The 15,871-nt window shown below is 32.2% G+C and carries 9 protein-coding genes; 8 read left to right on the top strand and 1 reads right to left on the bottom strand.

Translation table 11 applies throughout. The features are described 5' to 3' along the window. Positions 1 to 30: 30 nt before the first annotated feature. The 8 genes from QZZ53_RS01160 (at position 31) to QZZ53_RS01125 (ending at position 14,182) form a co-directional block, all read left to right on the top strand. Positions 31 to 1,995, top strand: coding sequence for a glycoside hydrolase family 13 protein (locus tag QZZ53_RS01160; protein WP_296380566.1), 1,965 nt, complete (start codon positions 31 to 33; stop codon positions 1,993 to 1,995). Between the two features lie 2 nt (positions 1,996 to 1,997). Beyond that, entirely contained in the window at positions 1,998 to 2,978 is a 981-nt protein-coding gene (locus QZZ53_RS01155; protein WP_296380565.1) for an alpha/beta hydrolase-fold protein, read from the top strand. Positions 2,979 to 3,033: 55 nt separating this feature from the next. Beyond that, on the top strand, positions 3,034 to 5,439 hold the full coding sequence (locus QZZ53_RS01150) for a TIM-barrel domain-containing protein (protein ID WP_296380564.1): 2,406 nt from the start codon (positions 3,034 to 3,036) through the stop codon (positions 5,437 to 5,439). Positions 5,440 to 5,442: 3 nt separating this feature from the next. Next, positions 5,443 to 7,335, top strand: a complete 1,893-nt coding sequence (locus tag QZZ53_RS01145) for an alpha-amylase family glycosyl hydrolase (protein WP_296380562.1) — start codon at positions 5,443 to 5,445, stop codon at positions 7,333 to 7,335. A 4-nt stretch (positions 7,336 to 7,339) separates the two neighbouring features. Beyond that, positions 7,340 to 9,046, top strand: a complete 1,707-nt coding sequence (locus tag QZZ53_RS01140; protein WP_296380561.1) for an alpha-amylase family glycosyl hydrolase — start codon at positions 7,340 to 7,342, stop codon at positions 9,044 to 9,046. 31 nt (positions 9,047 to 9,077) lie between these two features. Then, a complete protein-coding gene (locus QZZ53_RS01135; protein WP_296380559.1) occupies positions 9,078 to 11,198 on the top strand; it encodes a glycoside hydrolase family 97 protein in 2,121 nt (706 codons plus the stop codon). Positions 11,199 to 11,217: 19 nt separating this feature from the next. Then, complete coding sequence (locus tag QZZ53_RS01130; protein ID WP_296380556.1) at positions 11,218 to 11,703, top strand: hypothetical protein; 486 nt, start codon at positions 11,218 to 11,220, stop codon at positions 11,701 to 11,703. A gap of 106 nt (positions 11,704 to 11,809) precedes the next feature. Further along, positions 11,810 to 14,182 (top strand): GAF domain-containing protein, encoded by a 2,373-nt coding sequence (locus QZZ53_RS01125; protein ID WP_296380554.1) that lies wholly within the window; start codon positions 11,810 to 11,812, stop codon positions 14,180 to 14,182. 216 nt (positions 14,183 to 14,398) lie between these two features. Here the strand turns inward: QZZ53_RS01125 and QZZ53_RS01120 are convergent, their stop codons facing one another. Then, entirely contained in the window at positions 14,399 to 15,616 is a 1,218-nt protein-coding gene (locus tag QZZ53_RS01120; protein WP_296380552.1) for a Pycsar system effector family protein, read from the bottom strand. Positions 15,617 to 15,871 lie beyond the last annotated feature (255 nt).

Below are 15,871 nucleotides of genomic sequence, written 5' to 3'. Positions count from 1 at the left end.
CCGAATTAAGAATATTAAAAAATTATAAGTATGAAAAACATATTAAAAGCACTTTCAATATGCCTATTAATTTTTATGTCATCTTGTAAGGAGAAAACAAGTAATGAAGTAGAATCATTTGCTTCAACTGAGCTTATTGTAGAATCTAATGAAATAGATAAAGTAGAGCCTCCGCATTGGTGGATTGGTTTTAAAAACCAAAAACTACAACTTCTTGTTAAACATCCAAATATTGGGAGTGCAACACCAGAAATTTCGTATTCTGGAGTAAGCTTAGTTAAAATTAATAAAGCAGATAGCCCTAACTATTTATTCTTAGATTTAGATATTTCTAAAGTTACAAAAGCAGGTAAATTCAATATAGTTTTTAAACAAGAAGATGGTACAGAATTGGTTCAAACTTATGAGTTAAAAGAAAGGCAGAGGTCCTCCGACGACTATGTTGGTTTTAATAGTTCTGATGCTTTATATTTAATCACGCCAGATAGATTTGTTAATGGCATTGTAACTAACGATACTCCTTTAGGTATAGAAGGACAACCAGAAATGTTAGAGCAAACTACAAACCGAAGTGATGATTATGCGAGACATGGTGGAGATATAGCAGGTATGACTTCGCAGATAGATTATATTCACGATTTGGGTTTTACTGCAATTTGGCCACAACCTTTATTAACTAATAATATGCATAGAGGCTCTTACCATGGCTATGCAGTTACTGATTTATACGAAATTGATCCACGTTTTGGGACTTTAGAAGACTATAAAAATCTATCAGAAAATCTAAAGACAAAAGGTATGAAACTTGTAATGGATCAGGTAGCAAATCATTGTGGCTTACAGCATTGGTGGATGAAAGATCTGCCATTTAAAAACTGGGTAAACCTTCAGCAAAATTTTGAAGAAAACGAAGGGAATTGGAACAATTCATACACCATAAATTCAAACCATAGACGAACCACAAATCAAGATATTTATGCTTCAAAAGCCGATTATAAAGGTATGGCAGAAGGTTGGTTTGTTGCAGATATGCCAGATTTAAACCAACGAAATCCGTTTATGGCTAATTATATTATTCAAAATAGTATATGGTGGATAGAAACTGCTCAGTTAGGTGGCATTAGACAAGATACTTATCCGTATCCTGACAAAGACTTTATGAGTGATTGGGCTGGTGCAATTATGACTGAATACCCAAACTTTAGTATTGTTGGCGAGGAATGGAGCTACAATCCTTTACTTATTGGTTATTGGCAAGAAGGTGCGAATAATAGAGATGGTTACGATTCTAATTTAAGATCGTCAATGGATTTTGCAATGCAGCAAAAAGTAGTTGAAGGCATTAAAGAAAAGGAGTCTTGGGATAAAGGCCTTGTGAAAATTTATGAGGGTTTATCTAATGATTTTCATTATGCGAGTCCAAAGGATATTATGGTATTTCCAGATAACCATGATATGAGTCGAATTTTCACTCAAATGGATGGTGATATAACTAATACAAAAATGGCAATGGCGACTTATGCAACAATGCCAAGAATTATGCAGATGTATTATGGTACCGAAATTTTAATGAATGATTTTGAAAAACCAGGAGATCACGGATTAATTCGTACAGATTTCCCTGGAGGTTGGCAAGGTGATGCGGTTAATGCGTTTACAGGTGAAGGTCTAACAGAACCACAAAAAGATATGCAGTTGTTTATTAAAAAGCTGTTTAATTATAGAAAACACAGTAAAGCAATTCATGAAGGTAAAACTGTACATTTTGCACCATTTGTTGGGACATATTTTATGTACAGAACTTTAGGTGATGAAACTGTAGTTGTAATCTTAAATAAAAATGAAGAGATTATAACAATAGACCTCAATTATCAAGAAGAAATGGGTTTAAAAGGAAAGGAGCTTAAAAACATTATTACAGGTAAAACTATAAAATGGGGAGATGTAATGGAGTTAAAGTCAAAAGGTGTTACTATACTTACTACAAAACTTTAAGTATGAAAAACTTAGTGTACATATTCATTTTACTTATTGTGTTTTCTTGTAAAGAAGAAAAAGAGGTAAAGGATTCGGGTTTTGAATCTAATGTACCAAGTACAACGTACGTCTTTGAAAGCGTAGATGATGTCAAAATTTTCGCTGGTAGTTTAATACGAGTAGATAGTTTTCCTTCAAAGTTTATTACACCAAGATCAGTTGATATTTGGCTGCCAAAAGATTATTCTAGAGAAAAAAAGTATAGCGTGTTATATATGCACGATGGACAAATGTTGTTTGATAGTACTACGACTTGGAATAAGCAAGAATGGAAAGTAGATGAATGGGCAACTACGTTAGTCGATGATGAAAAAACAAATGATTTTATTGTAGTTGCAATTCATAATATTTCAAAGATTCGTTGGCAAGATTTGTTTCCAGAGAAAGCTTTTAGTTTTCTCCCACTAGAAGAAAGAGAAAGATTAATTATCGAAGCAAAGAAAAACTTTATTAATCTATTAGATTTAAATGGTGATGACTATCTAAAATTTATAGTAGAAGAACTGAAACCACAAATAGATTTCGCTTATTCTACAAAAACAGATAGAGCCAATACCTTTGTTATGGGTTCAAGTATGGGTGGTTTAATGTCCATGTATGCTATTTCAGAATACCCAAACATTTTTGGAGGTGCTGCTTGCATATCAACACATTGGATTGGTGCTGCACCTAGAGAAGATAATCCATTTCCTGAAGCCATTTTTAAATATATGGAAGCTAATCTGCCAAAAGCAGGTTCACACAAATTGTATTTCGATTATGGCAATAAAACCTTAGACCAGCATTATCCGCAATATGCTCCAAGAGTAGATAAACTTTTAAAGGCTAAAGGATATAATGTAACCAATTCTAAGAATTTATTTTTTGAAGGCACAGATCACTCAGAAAACTCTTGGAATAAACGATTAGATCAACCACTAACATTTTTGTTAGGTAATTAATAAAGCGACTGTTTTTTCATTCCACACTTGATGCGGAATCCATTAAGAAACATATATGAGGCATATAATATTATACATAGCATTTATACTTTCTGCAGTTTCAATTACTGCACAAAACCCTGAACGTATATATGAAACTTTTGCATGGGTAGATACTGGAGTACCTAGCATTAAAGTGAACGATGGGATGTATATTTTTCTTTCTTATTCACCAGAAATAATTGAAACAACCTTTTTACCAAATGAGGAGGAGTGGGAAGTGAATTCTCATGCGGTAATTAAGAAACCGAATTTTTCAAATTTTGAAGTAACGGAAAGAGTAAAAGATATATTAATAAAAACAAGTGGAATTGAAATAATCATAACCAAAAGCCCATTCCAAATCTCATATTACTACAAAGACAAATTTATAACTTCAGAAAAGGCAGGTTACGTAAAAAACGATAGTTTAGAAACTATTCAATTTAATCTCACAAAAGACGAAGTCTTATATGGTGGTGGAGCAAGGGCTTTAGGTATGAATCGAAGAGGAAACCGATTGCAACTTTACAACAGAGCACATTATGGTTACGAAACGAGAAGTGAGTTAATGAACTTTACATTGCCAATTGTAATGTCTTCTAATAAATACATGCTTCACTTTGATAATGCACCAATTGGCTTTTTAGATTTAGACAGTAAAGGAGACAATACACTGAAATACGAAACTATTTCTGGTCGAAAAACTTATCAAGTTATTGTTGGAGAGTCATGGTATGATATAACAAATAATTATACGGATTTAACAGGGAAACAATCGATGTTACCACGTTGGGCTTTAGGGAATTTTTCGAGTCGTTTTGGTTATCATTCTCAAGAAGAGGTTGAGATGACCATTGATAAATTTAAGAAAGAAGAAATACCAGTTGATGCCATAATTCTGGATTTATATTGGTTTGGAAAAGAACTAAAAGGAACGATGGGTAATCTTGAAGTGTTTAGAGATTCTTTTCCAGATTTTGAAGGCATGGTAAAACGCCTTAATGATAAAGGAGTTAAAACTATTACCATTACAGAGCCTTTTATTTTAACAACGTCAAAAAAATGGAATGAAGCAGTAGAAAAAGATATACTAGCTAAAGATTCCATCGGAAATCCTGCGAAATACGATTTCTATTTTGGTAATACAGGTATTGTAGATATATACAAACCAGAAGGCGAACAATGGTTTTGGAACATTTACAAAGATTTAGCTAATAAAGGAGTTTCAGGAATTTGGGGAGATTTAGGGGAACCAGAAGTGCATCCAAGTTGGGTGCAACATCATACAGGTAGTGCAGACGAAGTTCATAATATTTATGGTCACGATTGGGCAAGATTAATACATGAAGGTTATAAACGCGATTTTCCTAACACAAGACCATTTATTTTAATGCGAGCAGGTTATTCAGGCTCTCAACGTTATGGAATGATTCCATGGTCTGGAGATGTAAACAGAACATGGGGAGGATTACAAAGTCAACCAGAAATAGCATTGCAAATGGGTATGCAAGGTTTAGCATATATGCATTCTGATTTAGGCGGATTTGCAGGCGCAAATTTAGATGATGAGTTGTATGCAAGATGGTTGCAATACGGAGTGTTTAATCCAATTTTTAGACCACACGCGCAAGAAGATGTACCAAGTGAACCTATTTTTAGAAGCGAAAAAGCTAAAGCCTTAGCTAAAGAAGCGATTGAGCTACGCTATAAGTTATTGCCTTATAATTACAATTTAATGCACGAGAATCATACGCTTGGTAAACCTTTGATGCGACCATTGTTTTTTGAAGAACCAACAAATGAAGATTTATTTGACTACTCAAAAGCCTATTTATGGGGAAATGATATTTTGGTATCTCCAGTTTTAGAAGCTGGTAAAACAGAACAAGACGTTTATTTCCCAAAAGATAATGTTTGGTTTGATTTTTATTCAGATAAGAGAATTGAAGGAGGTCAAATAAAAACTGTAAAACTAAAAGAAAATTCAATTCCAACTTATGTGAGAGCTGGTGCTTTTATTTCGATGGCAAAATCAATGCAAACTACTGAAGAATATAGTTTCGATGATGTAGTACTTCATTATTATTTTGATAAATCGGCACCTGAAAACGAACAAGAGTTTTATAATGATGATGGATTAGATGCTAACACCATCAAAAACAAGACTTACGAGATTTTAGAGCTTGAATCTATATATAAAGGCACAAATCTTAGATTTGAATTCGAATTTGAGCATAGATTTAATGATAGAAGTAGACCAAAATCATTTGATAAATCAATTGAATTAATCGTTCACAATATTCAGAAAGAACCAAAATGTGTAAAGGTGAATGGTAAAAAAGTTGATGCTAAATGGAATTTTGAATTAAAACAATTAACGATTTCAACTGATATGAAATTATCAGAAGGATTAGAAATTAAAATCAAACTAAAACGATAACCAATGAACAAAAAAATTTGCATAATAAGTTTCATTGTGATAGCCTTGTTGTTAAGTTGCAAAAGTGAATCTAAGGAAATGGATATTGAGCGTAACGGAAACAAAGAAATAAAATCAGAAATGAAGAAGAAAGAAGTCGTATACCAAGTCTTTACGCGATTATTTGGAAATACAAATACCACCAATAAACCTTGGGGAACACTTGAAGAAAATGGAGTAGGGAAGTTTAATGATTTTACTGATAAGGCTTTACAAGAAATCAAAGATCTTGGTGTTACACATATTTGGTACACAGGTGTGCCACATCACGATGTGATTACAGATTACACAAAATATGGCATTTCTAATGACGATCCAGATATTGTAAAAGGTCGTGCAGGTTCACCATATGCTGTTAAGGATTACTATAATGTAAATCCGGATTTGGCAGTTAATGTTGAGAATCGTTTACAAGAATTTGAAGCTTTATTAAAACGTTCTCACAAAGCAGGACTTAAAGTGATTATAGATATCGTTCCTAATCATGTGGCACGTAATTACCAAAGTTTATCTAATCCAAAAGGAGCCTCTGATTTTGGAGCAGAAGATGATAAAACAAAGACCTACGAGGTCAATAATAACTTCTACTACAATCCAGGAGAATCATTCAAAGTTCCAGAATGGAAACATGATTACCAACCTTTAGGTGGGGAAAATAATCCATTAGCAGACAGTAGGTTTGATGAAGTGCCTGCAAAATGGACAGGAAATGGATCGCGAGCTTCTCAACCAGATATTAATGATTGGTACGAAACTGTAAAAGTGAATTACGGAATAAGTCCAGATGGTAAAAAGGACTTTGACGAGTTACCAGAAGGTTTCGACAATGAAAATTACAAAAAACACTTCGGTTTTTGGAAAGATAAAACCGTTCCAAGTTCTTGGGTAAAATTTAAAGACATTGCTTTGTATTGGACAGCAAAAGGTGTTGATGGTTTTCGTTACGATATGGCAGAAATGGTGCCTGTAGAATTCTGGAGTTATATGAATTCGCATATTAAAATGAAAAATCCGGATGCATTTTTACTTGCTGAGGTTTATAATCCGAGTTTATATAGAGATTATATTAGAAAAGGAAAAATGGATTATTTGTATGACAAAGTACAATTGTATGATACGTTAAAACATGTAATGCAAGGTCATGGAAAAACAGATAATATTCCGCCCATTCTCGATGATTTAAGAGATATAGAGCACAATATGCTTCATTTTTTAGAAAACCATGATGAGCAGCGTATTGCAAGTAATGATTTTGCTGGTAGTGCAGAAAAAGGAAAACCAGCAATGGTAGTTTCGGCAACATCGTCGACAGCGCCAACAATGATTTACTTCGGGCAAGAATTTGGAGAACTTGGAGCAGAAGATTTAGGCTTTGGAGATCCTACACGAACTTCGATTTTCGACTATGGATCAGTACCAAGTCAAGTACGTTGGGTTAATGATAAAAACTTTGATGGAGGACAATCCACTAAAGAAGAAAAAGAGTTAAGAGACTTTTACAAACGCTTGTTAAATTTCACGATTAATAGTTCAGCTTTAGCTGGTAACTATCAAGATATTCATACGTATAATCATCAAAATACAGAATGGTATAATGATAAAGTCTTATCATTTGTGCGTTGGAGTAACGATGAGCAATTAATTGTTATTTCAAACTTTAATGCAGAAAACATTTATGGTTTTGAGCTGCAATTACCAGAGGATTTGATTGAAAAATTAAAACTTCAGGATGGTGAATATGAAGTTAAAGATCAATTATATAATACATACGCATCAGCGCTAAAAGTTGAAAATGGGAAAGCCAGTGTTCGTATAGATATCAAACCATTAGAATCATTTATTCTTAAAATTAAGTAATAACATGAAAAAAATAATCCTATTAATCTGCGTCAGCTTTATGATATCAAATTGTGAGAATAAAAGAAATTCAGAGAAAGAGGTATCTAATTCAAAGGAGTCTTCAGTAATAAAAACACCATTTATATGGGAAGGCGCGAATCTTTATTTTTTATTGACAGATCGTTTTAATAATGGAGATACATCTAATGATGTTAATTTTGATAGAACTAGAACTCCAGGTAAACTTCGTGGATTTAAAGGCGGAGACATTAAGGGTGTAACCCAAAAAGTTAAGGAAGGTTATTTTACAGATTTAGGTATTAATGCGATTTGGATGACACCAATCGTTGAACAAATTCATGGAGGAACTGATGAAGGTACTGGAGTAACCTATGGGTTTCATGGGTATTGGGCTAAAGATTGGACTCGAATAGATCCTAATTATGGCACTAAAGAAGATTTACACCAATTGGTTAAAGAGGCGCATGCAAAAGGAATTCGTGTTGTATTAGATGCTGTAATTAATCATACAGGTCCTGTTACAGAAAAGGATACGGTTTGGCCAGATGATTGGGTAAGAACAGATAAGCAATGTTCTTACGATAATTATGAAAATACTGTGAGTTGTACATTGGTTGCAAACCTTCCTGATATTAAAACTGAAAGTAATGAAAATGTAAAATTGCCACCTCAATTGGTTGAAAAATGGAAAGCAGAAGGACGTTACGAGAAAGAAGTAAAAGAACTCGATAGTTTTTTTGAAAGAACAGGTCACCCAAGAGCTCCTCGATTTTATATTATAAAATGGTTAACGGATTATATTACTGAGTTTGGGATTGATGGTTATAGAGCAGATACTGTAAAACATACCGAAGAATTTGTTTGGGAAGAGTTTAAAACCGAATGTGATTTTGCATTTTCAGAATACAAAAAAAACAATCCCAAAAAAGTTTTAGATGATAATGATTTCTACTTAGTAGGTGAGGTATACAATTACGGAATTAGTGGAGGTAAATTCTTTGATTTTGGAGATAAAAAAGTGAATTATTATGATGATAAGTTCACTAGTCAAATAAATTTTGAATTTAAATGGAATTCAAAAGAATCTAACTATGAAGATCTGTTCAAAAGATATTCAGGTATTCTTAATGGTGAATTAAAAGAATTCGGGATATTAAATTATTTGAGTTCTCACGATGATGGAAGCCCTTTTGATCCAGAAAGAGAAAAACCATTAGAAACGGCAAACAAATTATTATTGTCGCCTGGTACATCGCAAGTCTATTATGGTGATGAATCTTCTCGTTCACTAATTATTGAGGATACACAAGGAGATGCAACATTGCGATCGTTTATGAACTGGGAGTCTATTGCTAAAGACAAGGAGACCAAAGAGGTTTTAAGTCACTGGCAAAAACTCGGACAATTTAGAGCAAAACATCCTGCTGTTGGAGCTGGTGTGCATCACATGATTACAGATCAACCTTATTATTTTTATAGAAGCTATCAAAAAGATGATTATAAAGATTTAGTAGTTATTGGGTTAGGTGTTAATAAGGGAGCTAAGTCTATTGATGTCTCTAAAATATTTAAAGATGGTGAAATGATTAGAGATGCTTATTCTAATCAAGTAGTTAGTGTTGATAATGGACGTGTAATTATTGATTCAGATTTTGATATAGTATTACTTGAGAAATTTCTTGTAACTGCGAAATTGGTGTTAGATTAAATTAAAACTTGAGAGACCATAAATTTATTATATGAAAACAAAATTATTAATAATAGGAATTGTATTAGCATTGTTTTCCTGTAATCCAAAAGATAAACAGGTCACAGAAATCACTTCGCCTAATAACAATATTGAGGTGAGTTTCAATATTAATGAAGAAGGAAAACCGTTTTACAAGGTTAAATTCAATAACAAAACCATTGTTGATACTTCGTATTTAGGTTTTGAGTTTAAAGATGCTCCAGCTTTTAAAGAGAACTTCATAATTAAGAATATGACTATCAAATCTTTTAATGAGACATGGCAAATGCCTTGGGGAGAACAACTAGATGTAGTTAATAATTACAATGAATTAAAAGTTGAACTTCAAGAAAAAACCTCTCCTGAGCGCTTTTTAAATATTGTGTTTAAAGTTTATGATGATGGTATAGGATTTAGATACGAGTTCCCTAAACAAACCAAGTTTAAAGGTGATGTTTTAATCAAAGAAGAGCATACGGAATTCAATCTTACCGAAGATTACAAGACGTTTTGGATTCCTGGTGATTGGGATATTTATGAGCATTTGTATAGTACAACTAAATTATCCGAAATAGACGCAATTGCATATGCAGAACATGTGAATTTGGCACAAACACATATACCTGAAAATGCTGTAAATACTCCTGTAACAATGGTTGGGGAAAACGGAATCCACTTAAGTTTCCATGAAGCAGCTTTAGTTGATTATTCTGGTATGACTTTAAAAGTAGATACAACAAATTTAAATCTAAAAAGCAACCTTGTTGGTTCAAAAAACACGGATTATAAAGTTAAGCGAAGTTTACCATTCAATACACCTTGGAGAACAATTCAAATTACGGATAATGCGCCAGATTTAATAGAGTCTAAACTTATTGTAAATCTAAACGAGCCGAATAAATTAGGAGATGTATCATGGTTTAAGCCAATGAAATATACAGGTGTTTGGTGGGAAATGCACTTAGGTAAATCGTCTTGGGATTACGGAATGGAAATGGTAGATGGCAGATGGACTGATACTGGTAAGGCACACGGAAAACATGGTGCTACTACTGAAAATGTAAAGAATTTTATAGATTTTTCTGCTAAGAATAATATTGGCGGAGTTTTAGTAGAAGGATGGAATACTGGTTGGGAACGTTGGATAGGCTTTGAAGATCGTGAAGGTGTGTTTGACTTTGTTACCACGTATCCAGATTATGATATTGATGAGGTGGTTAGATACGGAAAAGAAAAAGGTGTAGATATTATAATGCATCATGAAACTTCTGCAGCAACTGAAACTTACGAAAAGCAACAAGATGCTGCTTATGCATTAATGCAGAAATATGAAATGCATGCTGTTAAATCTGGCTATGTTGGTAAAATCTTACCAAAGGGAGAATACCACCATGGACAATACATGGTCAATCAATATAACAACGCTGCAATAAAAGCAGCCAAATATGAAGTTGCCGTTAATGCACACGAACCAATTAAGGCAACAGGATTGAGAAGAACCTATCCAAATATTATTTCGAGAGAAGGTTTGCGAGGACAAGAGTTTAATGCTTGGGCAGAAGATGGTGGTAATCCGCCAGAGCATTTGCCAATTGTTGCTTTTACAAGAATGTTAGCTGGCCCAATAGATTTTACACCTGGTATTTTCAATATAAAATTCGATGAGTATAAAAAGAATAATCAAGTTAATACCACTTTAGCGCAACAACTAGCATTATATGTTGTGATTTATAGCCCTATACAAATGGCAGCCGATTTAGTAGAACATTATGAAGCTAATCCAAAACCTTTGCAATTTATCAGAGATGTTGGTGTGGATTGGGAAAAATCTTTAGTTTTAAATGGTGAAATAGGTGATTATGTGACTATTGCTAGAAAAGAGCGTCAGACAGAAAATTGGTATATTGGTGGAATCACTGATGAAAACTCGGTAACTCATGTATTAGTTTTTGATTTTCTAGACGACAATCAAGTCTATGATGCCATTATATATAAAGATGGGAAAAATGCGCATTGGAATGATAACCCATTAGATATAGAAATTGAAAAAATGGAGCTCAATAAAAACTCAAGATTAATAGTAAACCTTGCTGAAGGAGGAGGATTTGCGATGAGTTTAAAAAAGAAATAGTAACTAATTTTTTATCCCTATGAAGAATATAGTCATAATAGTATGCATAGTTTTAGGTTTTAACCTTAATGCACAAGTTGATGGTGTAGGAATTAATACTACTGATCCTCAAAGTACTTTAGATATTAATGGAAACTTATCCATAAAAGTGGTAAGTCTAAATGGTGGACCTGGAGGGAGTGCAACTGTGGTTGATGATGGTACTTATATAAACTTAACACCTACAACTGGTAATGTAGAATTTATTCTTCCAGATGCTTCATTGTTTCCTGGTAGAATTTATATTTTGAGAAATGTCTCAGATTCGGAATCGGCAGTAATTTACTCATTTGGTTTTGTGGCTGGAGTTGGAAATGGTGTCGAATTCTATGCAGGAGATAGTAGAGCAAGTTCTAAATCAATAACCATGACACCAGACACTGCAGCAGATGGTGGTGATGTAACTAAAACCTTAATCTTTATAAGTGATGGTTCTAATTGGACCTATGGACAATTAGGGTTTTAGTAAACAATTTTTAATACACATATTGTAACAATATAGATGTAAGATAGTCTTATACTCAACGACTATATTTATATTATTAACTTTGTATAGATTAAAAAATTACAGTTTGGATATAAACGACAACATAGAATCGCCTCTTATTCTTAAGGTTAGCTTCAACAAATTATTAAATCAGTACGAAGATTTAGTTGATTCTAAGAATGAAGTACTTGCGGCTAATGCGCGACGTGTACTCAAAATAACTGATGAGAACCCAATCTTAAGAGAAGGGTTTACTGATTTAGATAATATTAAAAAATACAAGAAAGAAATTGAAGGCATTTTACAAGATTCATTTAGTCCAATTTTAACTAACAACGAAATAAAGACTGCTTCTGTTCCTTTCCATAACTTTATATTCAATTCTTCAGAACGATTTAATTCAATATTAGAAACAGCTGGTGATAATTTTGAGTTACAAATAAAAAATATGCCTACCGATCAAAGGTATATTATTGCTTGTACCATTATTTTAAATTTCTGCTATGGTTATAGTCTTAATTTTAAGCGACCATTTTTTTATGAAATTCCGGATGGTAATGGAATAATGCGTTATTATAAAATTTTATATAATGCTGATTTTACTGAAATTATTCCAAAGGACAACGCACCAAAAATTACAGATAAAGATTATGATGAGTTATTAGATAATTTTGAAAATATAGCATTATGGAAAGAGAAATTTCCTCCAAATAGCTATGACTTCAAAGGCTTTGTAATTTCAAATATTTTTGATGTTACTGACGATCAGTCTATTTCAAACATCAAGTCTACTTTAATTGGTGAAGATAAGCGCAAGGATGAAGGGTTCATGGAAGATTTTCATGAGATATTTCGTTCACTATTAGGTTTAAAAGATATTAAAGTTGGTTTTTCAATTTATAATAAAGAAGAAGATAGTTTTGAACGCGTATATGGAGCAGGTATGAATAGTTTTTTGCTTAATAAACAAGCTACTTTACAATGTTCAGATTCACTTTGCCAATGGTCCTATAATAGATTACTAAAAGAGAAAAAGTACTTTTCGGTTTCGGACGTTAGTCTTTCATTTAAACGTTCAGAGGGTAAAGCTCCACATATTAAAGTATTACACGAACAAGGTATTGAGAGTGCTATTTTCGCACCTATTGCAAGTGACGAAGGTTTAATGGGGATTTTAGAAATTGTATCAGAAAAACCAAAGGTTTTAAATAGTATCAATGCAAATAAATTGGTAGATGTGATGCCATTTATTGTATCTGCGGTTGAACGTTCTAAAAATGAGGAAGAAAATTTAATAGAGGCTATTATTCAGAAAGAGTGTACTTCAATTCATCCAAGTGTAAACTGGAGATTCGAAAAGGAAGCCAAAAATTTTATTAAAGATCAAATGAATGGCAAGGAGCCAAATTTTAATAAAATAGCATTTGAAAATATTTATCCTCTTTATGGACAAATAGATATTAAAGGCTCTTCTGAAGCCAGAAATTGGGCTACACAACAAGATTTAACATTGCAGTTAAATGCAGTTAAAACGGTTTTAAAAGCTGCTTCTAAAATTGAAAATCTTCCTATATATGAGCAATATATATATCAGATAAATGATTTTTTAAAAGACCTCGAATTACATTTTCAAGTTGATAGCGAGCAGCAAATCTCAGGTTTTATTAAAGATGAAATAGAACCAGTTTTAAAGCATCTTTATACCACAGATGAATTAAAAACAGAGATCAATGATTATTTTAATCGTATAGATGACACTGTAGATGTATTATACCATCATAGAAAGCATTATGATGATACGATTATGCACATAAATAAAGAAATGGCTTCGCTTTTAGATCAGAAACAAGTTGAAGCACAATTAATGTATCCACATTATTTTGAACGATTTAAGACAGATGGAGTGGAACATAATATGTATATCGGAGAATCTATTACAAAAGAAGATAGTTTTAATCCTATCTACCTTTATAATTTAAGACTATGGCAATTGCAAGTGATGGTAGAGATGGAAAACTCGTACTACCAGATGCAATCACAATTTCCTGTAGCTTTAGATGTGGCTTCTATGATTTTAGTTTTCAATCAGCCTTTATCTATAAGTTTTAGAATGGACGAAAAACAATTTGATGTTGATGGTACTTATAATGCGCGCTATGAAATTGTTAAGAAACGAGTAGATAAGGCATATATTAAAGGCACAACAGAGCGTGTAACACAAAAAGGTAAAATAAGTATTGTCTATTCTCAAAAAGAAGATGAAAGAGAATATTTGAGATACGTTAAATTTTTACAGTCTAAAAAGTACTTAGATGATGACCTCGAAATAGTAGATCTTCAAGATTTACAGGCTGTCACTGGATTAAAAGCTATTAGAGTGAGTGTGCTTTATCATAAGAATAAAGATGATAAAGCGTTCTTTACTTATGATGATTTAATGAAAGAAATTAAAGCCTAAATAGATTTTGTACCCATATCACAATAAAATTAAATCACGAATTGCGAATAATGAGCTTATTAAATACGAATATGCAGAAGTTTATAAAAAGATATCTCCATGTTTAGTTTTGTATTTTAATACAGAGCCATATGTAAGACCAATTCGAGAACATCGTTTTGAAGAATACGAAGCAATTTTTAAAACCTTTAAATAACTTAATTTAAGGTTTCTGTTTTATAAAAGTTCTGTCGCTTGAGTTTCTATACCAGAAAACTGAAATGCAATGGCAAAAGCAATAACACTTATTATAATTCCAACCGCAAATACTGTATAAGTAAGTCTTAGGATATTATACTTTCTGTTTAAAACCAGACCTAAGAAATACAAATCTTTAGTAAGCGATCCGTAAAGATATTCTTTGTCTTGCATCATTTCTTGCATTGCCCATTCAAACTCGTCGAGTTTCATTTTATGAAAATTTCCAAAGAATAAAAGATTCACTTTTTTATTTGCAACATCTTCTTTAGAGAATTTTCCACTTGTAACATTTGGTCGTGTAGCTAAAACAGATAAAACAATTGATGTTACAGTAAATAATGCAAAAATAACAGTTGGCCAAATTAAATAACCATTTGATGGATTATCTAGTTTTGAAACTAAATTAGATAACACCAAAGAGATGATAATTGCATTTACAGAAAGTAGAATGTTGGCTTTTGTATCTGCAATATCACTTAGAGTAATATGGTTTCTCAGCGCTACTCTAAACATGGTTTCAATACCACGATCTGGTAAATCTAATTTATCTTTTTTAAAGTTTAATTCAGCTTTTTTCTGTTGTAGTTTTTCCGTGTCATCTTTAATTTTATTCTGATTCTGTAATAGAATTGCTAAGTTTTTACCTTTTCGTTTCTCCCACTTTTTAGTTGCTAAATCAGTATTGAAAGTATGATTTGTTAAAAATTTAATATTTTCTTTTATCCAATCAGATTTCGATATTTTTTTACCAAGGGTGAGTTCCCATTCTTTTCTTAATAATGCAGCGTAATCAGCATAGTTTTTACTAGACAAGTGAGCGCAATCAGCATCTCTTATATAACCTTCAATTTTAGTTTTGGGTTTATAATTCATTTGAGTTGCTAGGATAAGATCAGAAATGGTTTTTATAGTTTCTTCTGAAACTTTTTGTGATGCCAAAAACTCTGAAGCAATTTTTATACTCTCTTTTTCATGGCCTTCAATAGTTTTTGTAAACCCAATATCATGAAACCAAGCTGCGATTAAGAGTTGTTGTTTTTCCATATCGCTTAAAGAACTTTCTTCTGTTAATTCTTTTATTTTGCTAATTACACGTTGTGTATGCGCAAGGTTATGATACACAAATGATGCGTCTAAATTATCATTCAAATATGATATAACGTATCTCTCTACTTCTATTATAATGTCCTCCATATATTAAAATGTGAGCCTAATTTAAGAATTATTTATAACCTTATTAAATTACTAAAGTAGTAACTTAGCTAAAGTTGATTGTTGTTGCAAAGTAATCAATACTTTTACGACTATTAGATAGACGAAATTTATTTGAAATAATTACTGTCATATTCAAATATTCAAATATTCAAATATTCAAATATTCAAATATTCAAATATTCAAATATTCAAATATTGAAATATGGAAGAAATAAACATAAAATTTAGTAAAAG

The organism is Winogradskyella sp. (genome assembly GCF_016744625.1).
GTDB lineage: Bacteria > Bacteroidota > Bacteroidia > Flavobacteriales > Flavobacteriaceae > Winogradskyella.
This window is presented reverse-complemented; position numbering and strand designations above follow the sequence as displayed.